Raw genomic sequence first — 19,330 nt, forward strand, 5'->3', positions numbered from 1 at the left:
CGCGGCCCGGAAGCCTTTCCGGAGCCTCGTCCGTGACCGGCCGCGGCCCGGAAGCCCTGCCCGCGCCCCGTGACTGACCGGTCCCTCACGGAGGGGACTCGGCCCAGACCGCGGGGCCGCCGCCCCGCCACTCGATCAGGGGGGAGGCCACGACCTCGTCCGGTCCCAGCTCGAGCCCCACGGAGGCGAGCAGGTCCGCCACGTCGGCCACGCTCTCCGCCAGCCCGAGGATCCTTCCGTCCGCGTGGACGCGACGGCCGCCGGTCGGGGACGGTGGATGGACGACGACGGGCGCGTGGCTGCTCATGGGTCCACTGTGGATCCGTACCGACTCACCCGCATCAGGCTTACTCCGGTCGGCGCAGGGCACACGGGAGGGGCCCCAGCTCCGCACGTCGGCCGAGCTGGGGCGACCCGACCGGCCTACGGTGGCACCATGCGGCTGCTTCTCATGTCCGACACGCATCTGCCGGCCCGCGCCAAGCGCCTGCCCGACGCCTTGTTGGCGGAGGTCGACGAGGCCGACGCCGTCGTCCACGCGGGGGACTGGATCGACGAGGCCACCCTCGACCTGCTGGAGTCCCGGGCCCGGCGGCTCATCGGCGTGTACGGCAACAACGACGGTCCGCCGCTGCGGCGTCGGCTGCCCGAGGTCGCCCGCGCCGAGCTGGGCGGACTGCGGTTCGGTGTCGTCCACGAGACCGGAGCCGCCGCGGGGCGCGAACAGCGCTGTGCCCGGACCTTCCCCGACCTGGACGTCCTCGTCTTCGGGCACAGCCACATCCCGTGGGACTCCACGGCCCCCGGCGGTCTGCGTCTGCTGAACCCCGGCTCCCCGACGGACCGCAGGCGCCAGCCCTTCTGCACGTACATGACGCTGACCGTCGCGGCCGGCGCGTTGGGGGACGTCACCCTGCACCGGCTTCCCCCGAGATCCTGACGCCCGCGCCTGCGCCACGAGGACGTGCTCACCGGCCCGTGACGGGCCGGTGAGCACGGTGAAGGAGCAGGGCGGGGCGGGGGCGGGCCGGGCAGGCGGGACTCTCGCAACCCGCCTTACGGGACCCAGTGGTTGCCGGACGCCGTGATCATGACCTGGAGCTGGATGCTCGCGGAGAAGTAGCTGCCGGTGTCGACGGGGGTGGCCAGCATCTTGTTCCACAGGGCGTCGAGCCACGCCTGGCTGCCCGCGTCGGTCATCGCCGCGACGGCGAACGGGGCGAAGAAGGCGGCCTCGCTGCCCGCCGAGATCTGGGTGCCGTCGAGGCGGTAGCCCATGGCGATCCTGTTCGGGTCGCCGCCGGTCTTCGTCTTGATCCAGTTGTTCAGCTTCCGCGCCGCCGCGAGGGACTTGGCGTCGCCGCTGGTCACCGCGTCGTCCGCGATCCGCCACGGGGTGCGGCAGGCGTTCCACCAGTACGCGCCGTCGTTCGGGTCCTCCAGGACCTGCCCGGGTGCCGGCTTCGGTGAGGTGTCGGTGTTGACGACGAAGTCGGGCAGCAGACCGGTGTTCGGGGCGTACATGGACTGCAGGGAGGCGATCTGCGTCTGGTGCGCGGTGCGGATGGTGTCCCAGGCCGCGTCACCGGTCGCCGCGCGGAAGGCCCGGAAGTGGTCCACCATCCAGTCCGAGGTGCGGGTGATGTAGAAGTACTGGTCGCCGGAGCTGCTCCAGTCGCCCAGCTTCAGCAGGTGGGTCGTCGGGTTGACCTCGTCCTTCTTGATCGCCGCGATGTGCTTGATCGCGAGGTCCTTGTAGTTGTACGTCCCCGCGCTGCCCCACTGCCTGTCCGCGAGCAGCAGGCCGTACGCGACGTCCATGTCGCCGTCGGTCGCCCCGTCGCCGCCGTTGACGCTTCGGCAGTTCACGTCCTGCTCGGCCGCCAGCAGGTTCGGGTTGACGGCGGAGGGGTGGTCGATCTTCCACTTGACCAGACCGTCGAAGATCTTCTTCGCGTCGGGGTCGGCGCCGGCCATCGTCGCGGCGATCACCATGCCGTAGCCCTGCGCCTCGGCGACGTACGGGTGGTCGGCGTCGGGGGAGATGACCTGGTACCAGCCGTTGCCGCAGTTCTGGCGGACGAAGGCCGACTTCCAGCTCCTGTAGTAGTCGACGACCTTCTGGTCGACGGCCGCCTGGCCGCCCGACGGCTTCAGCATGCCGGAGACGTACGGCCTGAGGTGGCTGCCGAAGGGAACGGCGGGGCCCGCGCCGGTCGCGGGCGTGGTGACGGTGAGGGTGCTGCTCGCGGCCGACCGGTTACCGGCCGCGTCGCGGGCCTTCACGGTGTAGCCGTACGGCGTCGAGGCGGTGAGGCCGGTGTCGGTGTGGGACGTTCCGGTGGTGGAGCCGACGAGGGCGCCGCCCCGGTAGACGTCGTAGCCGGTGACGGCGACGTTGTCGGTGGCCGCGTTCCAGGCGAGGGAGACGCTCGTGGAGGACGAGGCGGTCGTGCGGAGGCCGCCCGGAGCGCTCGGCGCGACGGTGTCGGCGCCGCCCGCCGGCGAGCCGTAGACCCCGAACTCCCAGAGGGAGTAGCCGTACGGGGTGCCTCGGCTCGTTCCGTACATCCGTACGTACCGTCCGGTACCGGCCACGGCGAGGTCGTCGGTCGCCCCGTCGCCCGCGCTGGTGGAGTACACGTCGGTCCAGGTCGAACCGTCGGGTGAGGTCTGGATCTTGTACGTCCTGGCGTACGCGGCCTCCCAGTCGAGCTTCACCCGGGAGATCGTGTGGCTGGAGCCGAGGTCGATCCGCACCCACTGCGGGTCGACGCCCTCGGCACTCGCCCACCGGGTGGCGGTGTTCGCGTCGACGGCGAGACCCGCTTCGAATCCGGCCCCTTCGACCGACGAGGTCGCCGTGGCCTTGCCGACCGACACCAGGGTGTCGGCGGCGGCGGCCTGGGGGGCGCCGACCAGCGGCAGGGCCAGGAGGCCCGTCGCGACGAGGAGGGATATGCCTCTTCGGCTCATGGCGAGGGTCGTTCCTTTCCGGACATCTCGAGTCATGACATCTCCAGTGGATCGGGAACTCGGTGAGGATGGGCGGGGCGGACGGGTGCGGGCGTCCGATCGCGTCGGCCGGTGACGCAGGCGGCGTGCTGGTGGGCTTGAGGGGCGCGGACGCGGTGTCGAGGGTTGAGGAGTAGACGGGTGCGACGAGGGGTAGGCCCCGGGGCGACTCAATGGTTAGGAAATCTTCCTAACCATTGGCTCGGGAGCGTAGAGAGAGGCCCGACGTTCGCGCAAGGCCACGGAGAGGGAATTCACGCACCGCGTGCGGCACCCCTCGTCGCGGCCGACGCCCGTCCTTCCTAGGAGACTTGATGCAACGACGCACGTTCCTCGCCGGGGCCCTGTCCGGCGCGGCGATCTCCGCCGTACCCCTCACCGCCCGGCCGGCGGTCGGCGCCGCGGCGGCCACCACGACGGTGACCACCCTGGACGACCTGCGCAGGGCGATCGACCGGGCGGTACCGGGCGACCGGATCGTCGTCGCCGACGGCACCTACACCGTCCCGTCGGGCCAGGCCATCAACGTCTCCGGCAGGCACGGCACCAGCAGCGCGCCGATCACCATCGTCGCGCAGTCGCGCGGCGGGGCCGTGCTCCAGGGCGGCCGGAGCTTCGTCTTCTCCGACTCGAGCGACATCACGGTCAGCGGCTTCGCCTTCCGGCAGAGCACCACCCTGGAGATACCGGCGGGCTGCCCGCGTATCCGGCTGACCCGCAACGACTTCCGGTTCGCCGACACCGCCGGGCTCGACTGGGTGGTCGTGCGCGGCGACGACGCCAAGATCGACCGGAACCACTTCCACGACAAGACCACCGAGGGCATCTTCCTCGTCGTGGACGGCCCCGGCTCGACCGCCATGGCCCAGCGCCTCCACGTCTACAAGAACCACTTCTCCCGCCACAGCTTCGGCGGTGAGAACGGCGGCGAGCCGATCCGGCTCGGCGTCAGCGCCCGGGCCCTGTCCAGCGCCCACGCGCTCGTGGAGGCCAATCTGTTCGAGCGGTGCGACGGCGACCCCGAGGCCATCTCGGTGAAGTCGTCGGACAACACCATCCGGTACAACACGGTCCGCGACAGCCGGGGAGGGATCGTGCTGCGCCACGGCAACCGCTCCACGGTGGACGGCAACCACCTGCTCGACGGCGCCGAGGGCCTGCGTCTCTACGGCAACGACCACGTGGTCGTCAACAACCATCTCGCCGGTCTCACGGGACGGGCCCTGGTGATCGGGAGCGGGACCACCCGCGACCACCACGCCGGCGAGACCGCGGAGGAGCGACGGGGCAACGACGCCTGCGACCGTGCGGTGATCGCGCACAACACCCTGGTGGGCAACGCCCGCACGCTCACGGGCGAGACCAGGACCTACGCGCCGCAGGGCGTGGTCGTCGCCGACAACCTGCTGGTCGGCGACACCGGAAGCCTGGTGGAGATGGAGACGACGACCGGCTTCACCTGGCAGGGCAACATCCTGTGGGGCGCGGCATCGGCCGGCACCATCCCGTCCGGCGGCTACCGGAGGGTCGACCCTCTCCTGCGGCGCGGGACCGACGGGGTGTTCCGGCTGTCGGCCGGCAGCCCGGCGATCGGCGCGGCGACGCTGGTGACCCCGGCCGTTCCGTACGACGCCGACGGGCACGAGCGGGGCGGCTCCCGTGACGTGGGGGCGGACGAGTACGCCACGGCGGCGCCGCTGCGCCGCCCGCTGACCCCGGTGGACGTGGGCCCGAACGCGGTGTGAGGAACCGGCCGTTCACCCCGGGGGACGTGGGCCCGAACGCGGCGTGAGTACACCTGGCCGGCGTCGGCCCCGGCGGGGAGGAGCCGAACGCGGCATCGGCGGGTCGTCGGTGAGCGCCGGCCGGCGCCTTTCCGGGAAGGAGTCCGGGGGCCCGAATCCGACGGGCCCCCGGCGCGTCAGGGGGCGACCGTCTCGCTGGTGATCAGTTCCGCGAGGGCCGCCGGGCCGCCCTCGGCCAGCGCGCGCAGCTGCCGGTCCGCAGGGGTGCCCTCCTGGAGCAGCCGGTGCACCAGCGAGGTCACCTCGCGGGTGTCCCCGGCCTCGTCGAGGGCGTGCGTGACGTGGTCGAGCAGCATGACGAGGACGTCGCCCGCCCGGCGCGCCCGGCCGGCCGGGTCGACCAGCAGACCGCTCAGCCCGTGCCGGGCGGCGTGCCAGTTGGACGCCTGCAGCAGCTCGGGCGAGCACATGGGGAGCGGGGCCCCGGCCTTCTCCTCGCGGATGGCGGTGGCGATCAGGGCGCGGACGAGTCCGGCGAACATGACGGCCGCGTCGGCGCGCAGCTGCACGTCGGCGCAGCGCACCTCGACCGTCGGGTACCGGTCGGACAGGCGGGCCTGCCAGTACAGCTGCCCGGTGTCGGTGATGATGCCGGTGTCGAGCAGCGACTGGACGCGCCTCTCGTGGTCCTCGAGCGAGGTGAAGAGGGGCGGAGGGCCGCTGACCGGCCAGCGGCCGAAGACCACCGTGCGCCAGCTCGCGAACCCCGTGTCGTTGCCGTCCCACAGGGGCGAGTTCGCGGACATCGCCACCAGGACGGGAAGCCAGACCCGGATACGGCTCAGGACGGCGACGCCCGTCTCCCGGTCGGGCACGGCCGCGTGGACGTGCATGCCGTTGACGAGCTGCTCGGCCACCAGCTGCGGGGCCTGGGAGGACATCGCCAGATAGCGGGCCTTGCGGGTGACCGGCACGGGCGCGGTCTCGCGGTAGGGGGCCGTCGCGCAGGCGGCGAGCCGGCACCCGTTCTTCTCCGCCGCCGTGCCGACCGCGTGCCGCAGCCGCAGCAGGTGGCCGCCGACCTCGCCGAGGTCCGCGCAGACGGGCGTGGCGACCTCGACCTGCGCCTGCAACAGCTCCGACTGCACCTCGGCGTCCTCGACGATCGGCTGCAGTCCGGCCGCCGCGCGCACCTCGTCCGCGAGCGGCACCGGCAGGCACGTGTCCGGATCGAGCAGCAGGTACTCTTCCTCGACCCCAATGGTGATCATGTCCCTCCGGTACCCCGTATCGGCGGAGGGAATCGGTCCTGGTCAGGTCGCCGTCCGTGCGTGGCCGCCGGACGGAGGCAGCCGCGGGCGACCGGCTCCCGCCGAGGACCCAGGACGCCGCTCAGGCGCCCAGATGGCGCTGCATCCAGTCGGCGGCGGTGCGGCGGAAGAGCCGCCGGTTGTCCGCCCGCCGGAAGTCGTGGCCCTCGTCGAGCAGCGTGAGCAGCTCGGCCGCCAGCCCCCTGTCCCGGGCGGCCCGCACCATCTGCTCGGACTCGCCGGGCGGCACATTGGTGTCGTGCTCGCCGTGCACCGCGAGGAGCGGTACGCGCAGCTCGTCGACCCGGCTCATCGGGGACAGCGCGCGCAGCAGGTCCCGGTCGCGCACGGGATGGCCGTACTTGTGCGCCGCCGACTCGGCGATCCACGGCTCGGTGCCCTCGAAGAACGTCGCGAAGTCCGACATCCCGCACACCGCCACGCCCGTGCGGAACAGCTGCGGATGCCATACGAGGGAGGCCAGCGTCAGGTACCCGCCGTACGAGCGGCCCATCACCGCGAGCCGCGTCGGGTCGGCGCGGCCGGTCAGCACCACGTGCGCCGCGCAGTCGGCGACGTCGTCGATCGCGGCGAACCGACCCGTGCCCAGGTCGGCGTCCACGAACGACCGGCCCCAGCCGGACGAACCGCGGACGTCGGGTGCGAACACGTCCAGGCCCCGGCCCAGCAGCTCGTGGTACAGCGGGTCGAACACCGGCCGTTCCTGCTCCTCGGGGCCGCCGTGCAGATGGATCACGCACGGGGCCGGCCGGCCGGCGTCGCGGCCCGGGGCGCGGTAGTACCAGCCGCCCAGGTGCAGTCCGTCGCGGGCCACCGGACGCAGGGGCACCGGTCGCACCGGCGGCCTGCCCGGCGGCACGGCGTCCTCGTCCCGCGAGGACCAGGGCGTGCGCGCCGACAGCGCTCCCGGAGGCACCCGCCACACCCCGGGGCGCCGCTGGGAACCCGACAGCGCCAGCACGATTCCGCCGGGCCCCGCCCGGGTGATCCGGGTGACCACCTCGTGCGGCAGCGGCACGTCCCGGGGCGGCGTGGTCCCGGTGGCCGCTCCGCCGGGCACGGCCCCTTCCGGGGGAAGGCGCAGGGTCTGCAGCTCCGTCGCGCCCCGCACGTTCCAGGCGAGCGCGGCCGTGCGGCCGTCCTCGGCGAACGCGAGCAGCTCCAGGTCGCAGTCCTCCCGCTCGGCCAGCACGGACAGCCCGAGGCGGCCGCCGTCCTCGCCGAGCCCCGCGGCGAGCAGGGCGGCGAACTGCCGCTCGTGATCGCTCCGCAGCCACAGGGTGCGGCCGTCCGGCGAGAAACGGCCGATCCACGGGTCACCGTCGCCGACCCGCAGGACGGATCCGGTCCCGAGGTCGGCGGTGCGCACCACCACCGCCTCGCGCCGGCCCCGAGGCCCCCTGCGTACCAGCGCGAACCGCCCGTCCTCGCTGACGTCGCAGACGCGCAGTGTCGCCGCCCCCGACTCGGCGGCGACGAGCACGGGCGACCGGAGTCCGTCGGGATCGACCAGGTAGGCGGTGAGCCGGTCGCGGGGAGCGCCGTCCAGGCCGCTCGCCCCCTGGCCGGCCGGACCGTCCGTCGTCTCACCGGCCGGACCGTCGCCGTCCGGGCTCCACCGCGCCGCCGCCCCGTCCGGTGCGCCCACGGGGAGGACGAACCCGTCCCTCGGGAACAGCCCGCTTCCCCTCCCGTCCGGCCCGGCCGGGGGCACACCGGAGACGGAGGGGCCGACATCGCCCCGGCGGGCGCCGCCGAGCAGGGTGGCCGGGCCGTCGCGTTCCGCCCAGCCGGCGGGGAGGTCCGCGAACACCGCCTCGTGGTCCGGAGCGACGGCCGGGTCCTGCCGGACGGCGGAGTGGCCCGGCACAGGCGGTGGGGGCTCGGCGACCGTGACCGCCACGGCGGATCCGTCGCGCGTCCAGCAGCCGAGATAGGCCGAACTGCCGGCGTCCGCGCCCGCCACGATCCGGCGGCCGGTGCCGTCCGGGCGTACGCACAGGACCCGGGTGAGCTCACCGCCCCCGGGGGCGACCGTGTAGGCGATCCACCGCCCGTCCGGGGACCAGGCCACTTCGGTGACCGGGTCCGGGTCCGCGTCGAGCAGGTGGATCTCCGTGCCGCCCACCGGCCCCGTCCACAACTGCGGAACGCCCGTCCGGTCGCAGATGAACGCCACCTGCTCGCCCGTCGGGTCCGCGGACGGGTACCAGCAACCGTGCGAGATCAACGGCTGGGGCGTGTCACGCAGGCCCGCCGCATCGGCCAGCGGCACCGGCACCGGTGCCGCCGACGTGACTCCGCTCAGTTGATCCCGTGCGTCTGCAGCCATATCTCCAGCAACGCTACGTGCCACAGGGCGTTCGCCCCTCGCTTGGTCCGGTGGTGGTCGGGGGCCGAGAGCAGCTCGGCGACGTACTCGTCGCGGAAGACGCCCCGGGCCCGGGCCTCGGGCGCGGACAGGGCCTGGCGCACCCGTTCGAGGACAGGCCCCGCCATGTGGCGGATCGCCGGCACCGGGAAGTAGCCCTTGGGCCGGTCGACGATCTCACGGGGCAGCAGCGCGCGGCCGGCGTCCTTGACGACGCCCTTGCCGCCCTGCGCCAGCTTCAGCTCCGGAGGGCAGGCGGCGGCCAGCTCGACCAGCTCGTGGTCCAGGAACGGCGTCCGGGCCTCCAGGCCCCAGTCCATGGTCATGTTGTCCACGCGCTTGACCGGGTCGTCGACCAGCATGACGTGCGTGTCGAGCCGCAGCGCCGCGTCCAGCGCGGTCTCGGCGCCCGGCGCGGCCATGTGCTCGCGCACGAACCGGCCGGACTCGTCGTGCCCGGTCAGGAGGTCCGGCTGGAGGATCCGGGCGAAGTCGGCGTGCGGCCGGTCGAAGTACACCTCCGCGTACGTCTCCGGCTCCCGCTCGCGCTCCACGGCGGCCATCTGCGGATACCAGCGGTACCCGGCGAACACCTCGTCGGCGCCCTGGCCGCTCTGGACGACGCTCACCTCCTTGGAGACGAGCTCCGACAGCAGGTGGAACGCGACCACGTCATGGCTGATCATCGGCTCGCTCATGGCCAGGACCGCCCCGTCGAGGGCGGTCGACACCCGGTCCGAGGGAACCATCAGCTGGTGGTGCTCGGTGTCGTAGCGGCGCGCGATCAGGTCGGAGTACGCGAACTCGTCGCCCTCCTCGCCGCCCTCCGCCTCGAAGCCGACGCTGAACGTCGCCAGGTCCCGCTGCCCCTCCTCGGCCAGCAGGGCCACGATCAGCGACGAGTCGAGCCCGCCGGACAGCAGCACGCCGACCGGCACGTCGGCGACCATGCGGCGGCGCACGGCGGTCCGCAGCGCGTCCAGGACGGCGTCGCGCCAGTCGGCCGCGTCCATGCCGGCGTCCTCCGGGCGGCGGGTGTACGACGGCTGCCAGTAGCACCGGTCGCGGTAGGAGCCGTCCGGCTCCACCACGCGGACCGTGGCGGGCGGCAGCTTGCGCACGCCGTTGAGCACGGTCCGCGGCGCGGCCACCGTGGCGTGCCAGCTCAGGTACTGGTGCAGCGCGACGGGGTCGAGCGAGGTGTCGACGCCGCCGCCCGCGAGCAGCGCCGGAAGCGTCGAGGCGAACCGGAGCCGGCCGGGACCGTGCGCCAGGTACAGCGGCTTGATGCCGAGCCGGTCACGGGCCAGGACCACGCGGCCGCTGTCGTTCTCGACGATGACGAAGACGAACATGCCGACGAAGCGGTCGACGCAGTCCGTGCCCCACTGGCGATAGGCCTTGAGGATGACCTCGGTGTCCGAGGTGGAGACGAACCGGTGTCCGAGGGACTGCAGCTCGCGCCGCAGCTCCCGGTAGTTGTAGACACATCCGTTGAAGACGCCCGTCAGCTGGGCCTCGGTGTCGGACATCGGCTGCGCACCGCGCTCGGACAGGTCGATGATCTTCAGCCGGCGGTGTCCCAGTGCCACGGGCCCCTGGGCCCAGATGCCCCGGCCGTCGGGCCCGCGGGGGGCCAGGCGGTCGGTCATGCGCTCCACAGCGGCCACGTCGGGCCGCCGGTCGTCGAAACGTATCTCACCGCTCAAACCGCACATGTCGCACCTGCCAGCCGTGCCACACCCACCCCCGGCACACCGGGAATCTCGCTGTCCTCCTCGACCCCACGCGTATCAATCACGACCACTCCTTGAAGACGGGGAGCGGACGCCCGTGCGCCGTCCTGTTCCTCGGCTCACGGCGACCCGCTCCGCTTCGCGGGTTCCCCGTTGATCGTGGGGCATGCCTCACGAGCGCGCCACCGGCGCGCGGGCCCGGCCGACGGCCCGGCACATGGCGTCCGGCCGGCCCCGGGGCCGGGCCGGTCCCCCGGCCGGTCCCCGGGCCGGCCCGGCGGAGTCCGCGGCCTCCACCATGATCATCCGAGGTTGTTTTTGCCCTGTTCCGCAGGGAACCCGCAGTGCCATGGACCACTCACAGGCACCCGTGCTCGACGCGCTGGCCGCGTACCACACAGAGAACCAGACCCCCTTCACACCGCCCGGGCACAAGCAGGGGCGGGGCGCGGACCCCCGGGTCCGCGCGATCCTCGGCGACGACGTCTTCCACTCCGACGTGCTCGCCACCAGCGGCCTCGACGACCGGACCTCGTCCCACGGGGTGATCACCAGGGCCCAGGAGCTGATGGCCGACGCCGTCGGCGCGGACCACACCTTCTTCTCGACCTGCGGCAGCTCCCTGTCGGTCAAGGCGGCCATGCTGTCCGTCGCCGGGCCGCACGAGAAGCTGCTCGTGGGCCGGGACGCGCACAAATCCGTCGTCTCCGGCCTCGTCCTCGCCGGGATCGTGCCGATCTGGGTGGACCCCCAGTGGGACCCCGAACGGCACCTCGCCCATCCGCCGTCCGCCGACGCCTTCCGCGCCGCCTTCGCCGATCACCCCGATGCCCGGGGCGCCCTGGTGACCACGCCGACGCCGTACGGCACCTGCTCCGACCTGCGCGCCATCGCCGAGACGTGCCATGACCACGGCGTGCCCCTCATCGTCGACGAGGCGTGGGGAGCCCACCTGCCGTTCCACCCGGACCTGCCGACCTGGGCCATGGACGCCGGTGCGGACGTGTGTGTGACCTCGGTCCACAAGATGGGCTCCGGCCTGGAACAGGGGTCCGTCTTCCACCTCCAGGGCGACCTGATCGCACCGGAGGTACTCAAGAACCGCGAGGACCTGCTCGGCACCACCAGCCCCTCCGTGCTCGTCTACGCGGCCCTCGACGGCTGGCGCCGCCAGATGGTCCAGCACGGCCACGCCCTGTACGACGACGCCCTCACCCTGGCCAAGACGGTACGGGCGCAGATCGCCGAGATCGACGGCATGCACGTCCACGGCCGGGACGACTTCTGCGGCCCCGGCCGCGCGGCCGACCTCGACCCCCTGCAGGTCATCGTCGACATCACCGGCCTCGACACCACCGGCTACCGCGTCGCCGACTGGATCCGCGCCCACCATCGCATCAACCTGCACCTGTCCGACCACCGCCGCACCAGCGCCCAGCTCACCCACGCCGACGACACCCGCAGCGCCCGCGCCCTGGTCGCCGCCCTGCGCGACGCGGCCGCCCACGCCGACGAGCTGCGGCCCGCGGCGCGGGTGGAGGTCCCCGACCCGGCCGACCTGCGCCTGGAGCAGGTCATGCTCCCGCGCGACGCCTTCTTCGGGCGCGTCGAGCAGGTGCCGTGGGAGAAGGCGGCCGGCCGGGTCACCGCCGAGATGCTCACGCCCTACCCGCCGGGCATCCCGGCCGCGGTGCCGGGTGAGAGGCTCAACGCCGAGGTCCTCAGCTATCTGCGCAGCGGCGTCGAGGCGGGCATGGTCGTGCCGGACGCCGCCGACACCGAGGTGAAGACCATCCGCGTGACCGTCGAGGACTGACGCCCGGCGCCGCCGGCGGCGGGAACGCCGTCACAGGCCCACGGCGGCCTTCTCACGGAGGCGGGTCCAGGCCCGCTCCGTCACGTCCGGGCGCAGCAGGACGTCCACCGCCGTGCAGGCGAGCGCCTCCGCCGCCGCCAGCATCACCTCCCGGGCCCGGGGCCCGGCGGCCGCCTCCGCGAACGGGGGCGTGTGGTCGGCGCCCTCCGAACCCATGATGGCGACGAACGGGTGGATCGCGGGCACCCGCGTACTGACGTTGCCGATGTCCGACGAACCGAGGTACACGCCCGGCACCGGCTCCGACAGCCGGATCCCCGCGCGGTCCATGTGCCGGGCGAAGAGGCCGGACAGCACGTCGTTGTCCCGGAAGTGCTCGTAGCGCCCGCCCACGCCGGTCACCTCCACCGTCGTACGGGTGGCCAGCGCCACGCCCTGCGCGCAGCTGCGCAACTCCTCCACCAGCTCCTCCAGCGCGGACGTGGTCGACCCGCGCAGGCCGAACATCCCCTCCGCGTACTCGGGGACGATGTTCGTGGCCCGCCCCCCGTCGGTCACGATGCCCTGGATGTGCGAGCCGGGGGCCAGCCGCTTGTGCAGGACGCCCAGCGCGTTGAACAGCTGGATCAGGGCCCCCAGCGCGTCGATCCCCTCCGTGGGGCTGCCGGTCGGGTGCGCGGCCCGGCCGTGGTATCCCACCCGGACCTGCGCGCTGGCCGTCAGCGGCGCCCACGACCAGTCGTAGACGCCCGGGTGGAACATCAGCGCCGCGTCCACCCCTTCGAACAGGCCCGCCTCCACCTCGGCCACCTTGCCGCCCCCGCGTTCCTCCGCCGGAGCCCCGACGGCCAGCAGCGTTCCCCCCACCTCCCCGAGCGCCGCCCGCACGGCGAGGGACGCGCCGAGCCCGGCCGACGCGATCAGGTTGTGCCCGCACGCGTGGCCGAGCAGGGGCAGCGCGTCGTACTCCATCAGCAGGGCCGCACAGGGACCGTCGCCCGGCGTGGCCGCCGTGCCCGTACGCGCGACGAAGGCGGTGGGCAGGCCGGCCACCCCGCGCTCCACGCGGAAGCCCTCCCGTTCGAGCTCGTCCGCGAGCAGACGGGAGGCCCGCCGCTCCTCGTAGGCCGTCTCGGGGTCGCGGTGCAGCGCCAGGCTCACGTCCCAGAGGCGGTCCGCCCGGGCGGCCACCTCCTCCCTGACGCGGGCGTACACGGATTCCGGGGTCTGCGACACGGGGCCTCCTCCGACGTGGGCGGGTGCTTCCATCCCCCTCGTGTTCCACGGACGCGGCGCGCGATGCCCGCGGCGGCCGGCCCCTCCCACCGGAACACGCCGCCCCCGCCCCCGCCACCCCCGGCCGGAGGACGGACACGTACATGTCCGCGTGAGGGGTACGCGGCGAACACGGAAGCGACGAAGGACGGGAGATCCGTGTCCGACAGGACGTCCCAGGCCGCCACCTGGTGGGGGCGCCGCCGACGCTCGGCGTGCGCGTTCGTGAAGGACGCCGTCCGAGGGCCGGGCGAGGCACGCGACGGTGCCCTGCTGCTGGCCAAGGGAACAGCCGCCGCGACGGTCGCCTGGTGCCTGGCCTCCTGGCTGCTGCCCGCGGGTGTCACCGCCTTCGCCCCGTTCACGGCGCTGCTGGCCCTGCAGTCCACGGTCTACCGCTCGCTGTGGGACTCGGCGCAGTACCTGGGAGCCATGGCGATCGGGACGGCGGTGGCGGCCGGATTCGGCAGCACCGTCGGCGTGCACGCCTGGACCCTCGGCGTCCTGGTCTTCATCGCCCTCCTGGTGTCCCGGCTCGACCTGCTCGGCGGCCAGGCAGCCCAGGTCCCGGTCGTGGCCCTCTTCGCCTTCGCCGGAGGCGGGGGGCGGATCGACTACATCGGCCATCTGGTGTCCTCGGCGGTCATCGGCGTGTGCTGCGGCCTCGCCGCCCAGTTCGCGATCGCCCCCTCCCCGCACACGGACACGGCGCGGCGACGCGTCTCCGACCTGGCCGCCCATACCCGGACGCTGCTCCGCGACCTTGCCCGGACCGTCACGGGGGAGGCTTCGGACGAGGACGGGGGAAGGGACTGGGCGCACCGCTGCGAGGAACTGGCCGGACGAGCGGCGCACGCGCGCGGCGCGCTCGACAGGGAACGGGAGAACACCCGGCTCAACCCGCGCCGGCCCTGGAGCAGCGCCGAGGCCGCGCTGCTGCGCTGCCACGAGACGATCAGCGTGGTCGAGCGCGTCGGCACCTACGTCCGCTCCATCGCCCGCGCCCTCGCGTACGAATCCCAGACCCAGGACCCGTCCCGAGAGCCCGGTTCGCCCGCCCCCTCGCGGACGTCCGGAGCGTCCGTGTCCGCGGACTTCCGCGCCTCCTACGCCGGGCTGCTGCACGCCACCGTCGCGGCGCTCGAGTGTCTCGACCCGCCCCACGGGCCGGACGACCCCGACCGGCTCCGCCGCCACGTCGAGGACGCCGAGCGCCGGCACGAGGAGACGAGGGCCATGGCACGCGCCGGGCATCTCGACCACCCGGGGGAGTGGCCCGTGCACGGCACGGCCCTCGTGGAGGCGGCCCGCGTCATCGAGGAGATCAGGCACCTGTCGAACGGTGCCGACCGGGGTCACCGGTGAGCGGGGCCGTCCGGGCGAGACGGAAGCCCACGTCGTCGACCCGGAAGGCCGGATGGCTGCGGCGCCGCGCCGAGGCGCGGCAGCTCCAGTGCTCGTCGAACCAGCCGCCGCCCCGCAGCACCCGGTAGCCGCCGTAGACCTCGGGGTCGTAGACGTCCCAGCACCAGTCCCAGACATTGCCGAGCATGTCGTACAGGCCCCACGCGTTGGGCCGTTTGCCGCCCACCTCCCGCACGCGCTCCCGGGCGTTGTCGCGGTACCAGGCGATGTCGTCGAGGGGCCCGTAGTGCGGCCCGGTCGTGCCGGCCCGGCAGGCGTGCTCCCACTCCGCCTCGGTCGGCAGCCGGTACCCGTCGGCCGCGGTGTCCCATGCGACGTGGCCGCCGTCGTCGGCCGCCGGCCCCGCTCCGGTCGGAGCCTCCCCGCCCGCCTGCGCACCGGTGCCGAAGCGGTAGGCGGGAGTGAGCCCCTCACGCCGGGACAGGGTGTTGCAGAAGCGGACGGCGTCCCACCAGGAGACGCTGTCGACGGGCAGCCGGTCCCCGTCGGCCTCGCCCGGCCGTGCGCCGGTGACGTCCGTGTACAGCGCCCGGGTGACCGGGACCGGCGCCAGGCGGAAGGACGCGACGTCGACCGTCCAGCGACGTCGGGTGCGCCGGTCCGACAGGGTGACCCGGCCGCCGGGGACCGTGATCATGTCCATGAAGCGACCTTATCGCCCCCGCCCCGCGCGGCCCCCTGCCCTCCTCCCGCCCGGTCCGTCCGGCCTCGCGCCCTCGACTCAGTGGTCGCGTCGCGCGCCGAACTCCAGCAGCCGTGGTCTCGCCTCGCCGGACGCGGCGGCGTCCGGCATCCGCCGGTCGGAGGTGACCGGCCCGGTCAGGGTGAAGGGGATGCCGACGCTCTGGCACATCCGGCGGGTGCGGGCGACGGCGCTGAGCGTCGCCGGGGAAGGGGAGTCCGTCGGCAGCTCGAAGACCACCAGGTCGGGACGGTGGGCGGAGACGAGCGCCTCGACCTGGAGCGCGGCCGCGGCGCGATTGGTGACGTTCAGGTCCTGCTGGACGGTCACGCGCAGGGTGCCGTTGTCGATCATGTGGGTGACGAGCATCGTCCACCGCCCTTCCTCGGGGTGCACAGGGGGCGCCGCCGCGCAGCTCGGCGCCCGCGTGCCGTGTCCAGTGTGACGCCAGGGCGTCCGACCGGGCAGAGCGGCGCGCACGACGCACATCGAGAAGGCGGCGGCGATCGTCAGGATTCGCCCCGCGGCCGAAGGGGCCCGCCGAGCGGCGTGGCGTACAGGACCAGGTTGGCGTCGTACGCCCGCTTGTCGGGGTCGTAGTTCCCGGCGCAGGTGACCAGCGCCAGTCGGTGCGCGCCGCTCCGGCCGAACAGCTCCGCCGGAAGGGCCTGTCGGTCGTAGAGGCGCCGGGCGGCGATGACGTACGGATACGTCAGGCCGTTCGCGGCGACGAGCTCCACCCTGGCCCCGGGGGCGAGGCCGTGCAGGGCGGCGAAGGCCCCGGGACCGGAGCCCCGGGTGTCCACATGGCCGGCGATGAGGGTCGTGCCCTCGGCGGCGCCCGCCATGGCCCCGAGCGCCCACCAACCACCGGTACGGGCGTCCTCGGGCAGGGCCAGTGCTCCGTCCCGGCCGGCCGCCACCGGCACCACTACCGCGCGCAGCCCTCGCGCGCCGCGTATCTCCGAAGGCGGCGACGGCGCGGGTGCTCCGACGGCGGCGGACGGCGGCCCCACGGCCGCCGGGGGGAGCGCTCCGCCGTCGGCCGGACCGGCCGGCCGCGCGAGCGCGTACACGCCGGCGGTCACTCCCGCCAGGCCGAGCGCCACCATCGTGGTCGCGCGGCTGTTCAAGGGTGCGGCGTGCCCCGTCGGCGCCCCCGGACGAGCCGGGCGACGCCGAAGCCGGCGAGCTGGCCACCGCCGGCCAGGCCCGCGGCTCCGGCCGGGGACGGGGCGTCGGACCAGGAGCCGGCTAGGACGCCGGCGCCGGAGGCGGCCGGACGACCGGCACCGCCGGCCCGGGCCGAGCCGATCGCCGGCAGGGGAGCCGACAGCGCGGCCGTCCCGACCACCAGCCCGGCGACGCGCGCCGGCCGCATACGCCTCACAACCACTCCCTCCGTGTCCGCCGGCCCGCCACCGGAGGACGATCACGAGGAGGTGCGGCTCCGGGCCGGGTGCCGGGGATCGCCCCGCGTCGGCCCGAATAGCACCTCGCGAGGACATCAGTCCCCGGCGACACGCCGACCGAGGGCGCTATTCGGTACTTTTCACTCGTATGGGTCGCACCGCGTCCGACGGGAGTACGCGAGCGGCCCGCGCGGAAGCGGAGGCGCGGGTGGGCTCCTCCCCGCGGGTCTCAGCGGCGAGCAGGTCGACGGCGGCCAGCAGGTCGTCCTGCGTGGCGGCCGCCCGCAGACGCCGTGCCGCACTGCCGGTCGCCACCGCCCGTGCGACGAGCTCGCGCACCAATTCCCAGTCGCCGTGCTCCTCCAGCGCGGGCCGCAGCCGGCGCAGGAGGGTCTCCATGACCCGCGGGGCGGGAGCCGGGCGGCGGGTCTCCGGATCGACGAGGTCCCCCTCGAGCCCGGACCGCGCCGCGCGCCAGGTCGCCGCGCGCAGCCACTCGTGCCTGCCGTCGCATTCCCGGCGGCCGGGAGGCGCCGTCCGGGCGCAGGCGTCGGTCACCAGGGCGCGGAAGAGCCCCGCGATCATCACCACCGTCTCGGGGCGGGGGCAGGCGTCGCAGATACGCAGCTCCAGGGTCTGCTGATGGGCGGACGGCCGGACGTCGTAGTAGATCATCCCCGCGTCGCTGATCACGCCCGACCGGATGAGGTCCGCCACCGCCTCGTCGTACTCGGCGGCGCCGTCGAAGCAGCCGGCCGGGCCCGCGGTGGGCCAGCGCTGCCACAGCATGGTCCGCCAGCTGGCGTAACCGGTGTCGGAGCCGAGCCAGAACGGTGAACTCGCCGACAGCGCGAGCAGCGGCGGCAGCCACGGCCCCAGCGCGCACAGGACGCGTACCGCGGTGTCGCGGTCGGGGACGTCCACGTGCACCTGGGCGCCGCATATCAGCTGCTCGTCCGCGACGCGGCGATAGGCGTCCGCCATGTTCCGGTAGCGCGGCTCCGGGGTGACGTCCACCGCCTCGACCTGCCCCAGCGGGGCGGTGCCGGCGCCGAGGACGGCGAGGCCGTGGCGCGCGGCAGCCTCGTCCAGGCGACGCCGGGTGCGGAGAAGGTCGTCGTGCAGTCCCCCGAGGGAGGCGTGGACCTCGCTGTTGGTCTCGATGATCGAGCGCGCCATCTCACGCGTGAACGTCCCGCCGGGCAGCTCGTCCAGCAGCACATCGGCGCACGCCACGAGAGATCCGCGCTCCCGGTCGATCACGTGGAACTCTTCCTCAACCCCTACCCGAACGGTCACGACCACTCTCCAGGGATCCGGGGACGGTTCGACCGGCCTCACCCGCTCCCGCCATCGACGGGCTGCGGGTCAGGAGGCCGGTTCTACGACCCGCGAGTGCCCGGATGCGGCCGTCTTAGGCATCACACCTCCGCCCGCCCCGGGCGGGCGCGTCCCCCGCGTCCGCGCTGGGCAGGCGACGATCGCACGGCCGGCCGCGACGGACCTCGGCAGCTCGTACGCCACCGCCGGGGGCGGCGAGGAGCCTCGGACAGCCGTCTTCCCGCCCCGGCGGGTGCGTCGCCGTCGGTGTGCGCCCCGCGTCGGCGCCGGGATGGCGAGCCCTCCCCGCCCGGCGGCGCGTGCGGGGCGTTCCCGGCCGGGGCTGTCCCTACCCGCCCAGGTGTCCTGCGCGGGGGTCCGGGAAGCGTCGCGCGCCCGGGCCCGTCCCGTATCGGTGCAGGTCAGCGGACCTGGACGGATGTGACCAGAGTGTTCAGGTCCGGCCGGAGCTTCTTGTTCGTCTCCGGCAGTACGACCCACAGCACCGAGGGGCGGACCCGCCCGGTGTCGACCACGAGGACCGCGTTCAGGTCCATCGTGGACGGCACCCCGCGCTGGGGGAAGTGGATCTCGCTGACCAGCAGCCAGGCGTCATGTCCGTCGACCTTCAGCGGCTGCGACGTCGACCAGGATCGCCTGGTCGCGGGGGGTACTCGTAGCGCCGCCGCTCGTCCATCACCGCGCCCGCCACGCCCCGCAGCTCCCCGGTGCCGCCGGCCGCGGCCATGATGTCCTCGTCGGACGAGGCCCCGCGCCGGCGGCCCTGGGCAACGATCCGGCTCGGGTGGTCCTGGCCGCCCAGGGACTTCGCCCCGCGGGTGAACGCCCGAGGTGTGCTGTCAACGAAGGGGAACGGCTCCGTCACGGCCTGGGCCTGCACGCGGACGATGAGGCGGGTGTCGCAGGCGGCAGCGGGCCCGTCGTCGAGAGCCGGAGTCGTGGGGGCGCACTCGGCCGAACCGATGGCCACCACCCGGTGATGCACCACAGGTCGATCCCTGCGATCCGCATCGCGAGCGTCCCGAGTCCGCTCCCGCACCGTTCGCGCCGGGCGCGAGGGACCTGAACCGGTTCGAAAATTCGCGCCGGCGAAGTGATCACGCTGCTACGCTCCTTACGCCCGCGCCGGGGGGACCGAGCGGGCGGGACAGCAGCACAGGCCCGGGGAGACCGCCCGGGAG

Annotated in this window: 17 protein-coding genes; 4 read left to right on the forward strand and 13 right to left on the reverse strand. The window is 74.1% G+C overall.

Going from position 1 to position 19,330, the window contains the following annotated elements; genetic code table 11:
• Positions 1–85: 85 nt before the first annotated feature.
• A complete protein-coding gene (locus AB0K65_RS11740) occupies positions 86–307 on the reverse strand; it encodes a hypothetical protein (RefSeq protein ID WP_365715629.1) in 222 nt (73 codons plus the stop codon).
• 129 nt (positions 308–436) lie between these two features.
• Between AB0K65_RS11740 and AB0K65_RS11745 the strand changes: the two genes are divergently transcribed.
• Positions 437–940 (forward strand): metallophosphoesterase, encoded by a 504-nt coding sequence (locus AB0K65_RS11745; RefSeq protein WP_365715630.1) that lies wholly within the window; start codon positions 437–439, stop codon positions 938–940.
• A 116-nt stretch (positions 941–1,056) separates the two neighbouring features.
• On the opposite strand, the gene AB0K65_RS11750 is transcribed toward AB0K65_RS11745, so the two are convergent.
• Positions 1,057–2,976, reverse strand: coding sequence for a glycosyl hydrolase family 8 (locus tag AB0K65_RS11750; RefSeq protein WP_365715631.1), 1,920 nt, complete (start codon positions 2,974–2,976; stop codon positions 1,057–1,059).
• Between the two features lie 353 nt (positions 2,977–3,329).
• On the opposite strand from AB0K65_RS11750, the gene AB0K65_RS11755 reads away from it, so the two are divergent.
• Positions 3,330–4,760: a polysaccharide lyase 6 family protein gene (locus tag AB0K65_RS11755; protein WP_365715632.1), complete on the forward strand. Its 1,431-nt coding sequence runs from the start codon at positions 3,330–3,332 to the stop codon at positions 4,758–4,760.
• A gap of 176 nt (positions 4,761–4,936) precedes the next feature.
• Here the strand turns inward: AB0K65_RS11755 and AB0K65_RS11760 are convergent, their stop codons facing one another.
• The 3 genes from AB0K65_RS11760 to AB0K65_RS11770 all read right to left on the reverse strand — a co-directional run bounded on the left by AB0K65_RS11760 (position 4,937) and on the right by AB0K65_RS11770 (position 10,180).
• Entirely contained in the window at positions 4,937–6,031 is a 1,095-nt protein-coding gene (locus AB0K65_RS11760; RefSeq protein ID WP_365715633.1) for a glutamate--cysteine ligase, read from the reverse strand.
• Between the two features lie 121 nt (positions 6,032–6,152).
• On the reverse strand, positions 6,153–8,423 hold the full coding sequence (locus tag AB0K65_RS11765) for a prolyl oligopeptidase family serine peptidase (protein WP_365715634.1): 2,271 nt from the start codon (positions 8,421–8,423) through the stop codon (positions 6,153–6,155).
• Entirely contained in the window at positions 8,396–10,180 is a 1,785-nt protein-coding gene (locus AB0K65_RS11770; protein WP_365715635.1) for an N-acetylglutaminylglutamine amidotransferase, read from the reverse strand. Before AB0K65_RS11770 ends, AB0K65_RS11765 begins: the two co-directional genes overlap by 28 nt.
• A gap of 367 nt (positions 10,181–10,547) precedes the next feature.
• Between AB0K65_RS11770 and AB0K65_RS11775 the strand changes: the two genes are divergently transcribed.
• A complete protein-coding gene (locus tag AB0K65_RS11775) occupies positions 10,548–12,014 on the forward strand; it encodes an ornithine decarboxylase (RefSeq protein ID WP_365715636.1) in 1,467 nt (488 codons plus the stop codon).
• 30 nt (positions 12,015–12,044) lie between these two features.
• Here AB0K65_RS11775 and AB0K65_RS11780 read toward each other — a convergent pair whose 3' ends face one another.
• Complete coding sequence (locus AB0K65_RS11780) at positions 12,045–13,250, reverse strand: amidohydrolase (RefSeq protein ID WP_365715637.1); 1,206 nt, start codon at positions 13,248–13,250, stop codon at positions 12,045–12,047.
• 198 nt (positions 13,251–13,448) lie between these two features.
• Between AB0K65_RS11780 and AB0K65_RS11785 the strand changes: the two genes are divergently transcribed.
• Positions 13,449–14,654, forward strand: coding sequence for an aromatic acid exporter family protein (locus AB0K65_RS11785; RefSeq protein ID WP_365715638.1), 1,206 nt, complete (start codon positions 13,449–13,451; stop codon positions 14,652–14,654).
• Here the strand turns inward: AB0K65_RS11785 and AB0K65_RS11790 are convergent.
• The 7 genes from AB0K65_RS11790 to AB0K65_RS11820 all read right to left on the reverse strand — a co-directional run bounded on the left by AB0K65_RS11790 (position 14,614) and on the right by AB0K65_RS11820 (position 19,137).
• Entirely contained in the window at positions 14,614–15,351 is a 738-nt protein-coding gene (locus AB0K65_RS11790; protein ID WP_365715786.1) for an SUMF1/EgtB/PvdO family nonheme iron enzyme, read from the reverse strand. The genes AB0K65_RS11785 and AB0K65_RS11790 overlap by 41 nt on opposite strands.
• An 84-nt stretch (positions 15,352–15,435) precedes the next feature.
• The gene (locus AB0K65_RS11795; protein ID WP_365715639.1) at positions 15,436–15,765 is read right to left on the reverse strand and encodes a hypothetical protein; all 330 of its coding nucleotides are present in this window, start codon (positions 15,763–15,765) and stop codon (positions 15,436–15,438) included.
• A gap of 140 nt (positions 15,766–15,905) precedes the next feature.
• Positions 15,906–16,529, reverse strand: coding sequence for a class F sortase (locus tag AB0K65_RS11800; protein WP_365715640.1), 624 nt, complete (start codon positions 16,527–16,529; stop codon positions 15,906–15,908).
• Positions 16,526–16,786 carry a hypothetical protein gene (locus AB0K65_RS11805; protein ID WP_365715641.1) on the reverse strand — a complete coding sequence of 87 codons (261 nt, stop codon included), beginning with the start codon at positions 16,784–16,786 and terminating at the stop codon, positions 16,526–16,528. The genes AB0K65_RS11800 and AB0K65_RS11805 overlap by 4 nt, the downstream gene beginning before the upstream one ends.
• A 148-nt stretch (positions 16,787–16,934) precedes the next feature.
• Positions 16,935–18,107, reverse strand: coding sequence for a glutamate--cysteine ligase (locus tag AB0K65_RS11810; protein ID WP_365715642.1), 1,173 nt, complete (start codon positions 18,105–18,107; stop codon positions 16,935–16,937).
• 443 nt (positions 18,108–18,550) lie between these two features.
• Positions 18,551–18,685, reverse strand: coding sequence for a hypothetical protein (locus AB0K65_RS11815; protein ID WP_365715643.1), 135 nt, complete (start codon positions 18,683–18,685; stop codon positions 18,551–18,553).
• Between the two features lie 71 nt (positions 18,686–18,756).
• Positions 18,757–19,137 (reverse strand): hypothetical protein, encoded by a 381-nt coding sequence (locus AB0K65_RS11820; RefSeq protein ID WP_365715644.1) that lies wholly within the window; start codon positions 19,135–19,137, stop codon positions 18,757–18,759.
• Positions 19,138–19,330: the final 193 nt, after the last annotated feature.

Source organism: Streptomyces sp. NPDC053755 (genome assembly GCF_040677675.1).
Lineage (GTDB): Bacteria > Actinomycetota > Actinomycetes > Streptomycetales > Streptomycetaceae > Streptomyces.

What these genes read in the sequence shown, in the direction of transcription:
- AB0K65_RS11740 (WP_365715629.1), bottom strand. Translation starts at nt 307, where the DNA reads ATGAGCAGCCACGCGCCCGTCGTCGTCCATCCACCGTCCCCGACCGGC.
- AB0K65_RS11750 (WP_365715631.1), bottom strand. Translation starts at nt 2,976, where the DNA reads ATGAGCCGAAGAGGCATATCCCTCCTCGTCGCGACGGGCCTCCTGGCC.
- AB0K65_RS11775 (WP_365715636.1), top strand. Translation starts at nt 10,548, where the DNA reads ATGGACCACTCACAGGCACCCGTGCTCGACGCGCTGGCCGCGTACCAC.
- AB0K65_RS11755 (WP_365715632.1), top strand. Translation starts at nt 3,330, where the DNA reads ATGCAACGACGCACGTTCCTCGCCGGGGCCCTGTCCGGCGCGGCGATC.
- AB0K65_RS11760 (WP_365715633.1), bottom strand. Translation starts at nt 6,031, where the DNA reads ATGATCACCATTGGGGTCGAGGAAGAGTACCTGCTGCTCGATCCGGAC.
- AB0K65_RS11770 (WP_365715635.1), bottom strand. Translation starts at nt 10,180, where the DNA reads ATGTGCGGTTTGAGCGGTGAGATACGTTTCGACGACCGGCGGCCCGAC.
- AB0K65_RS11790 (WP_365715786.1), bottom strand. Translation starts at nt 15,351, where the DNA reads ATGATCACGGTCCCCGGCGGCCGGGTCACCCTGTCGGACCGGCGCACC.
- AB0K65_RS11795 (WP_365715639.1), bottom strand. Translation starts at nt 15,765, where the DNA reads ATGCTCGTCACCCACATGATCGACAACGGCACCCTGCGCGTGACCGTC.
- AB0K65_RS11745 (WP_365715630.1), top strand. Translation starts at nt 437, where the DNA reads ATGCGGCTGCTTCTCATGTCCGACACGCATCTGCCGGCCCGCGCCAAG.
- AB0K65_RS11765 (WP_365715634.1), bottom strand. Translation starts at nt 8,423, where the DNA reads ATGGCTGCAGACGCACGGGATCAACTGAGCGGAGTCACGTCGGCGGCA.
- AB0K65_RS11815 (WP_365715643.1), bottom strand. Translation starts at nt 18,685, where the DNA reads ATGGACCTGAACGCGGTCCTCGTGGTCGACACCGGGCGGGTCCGCCCC.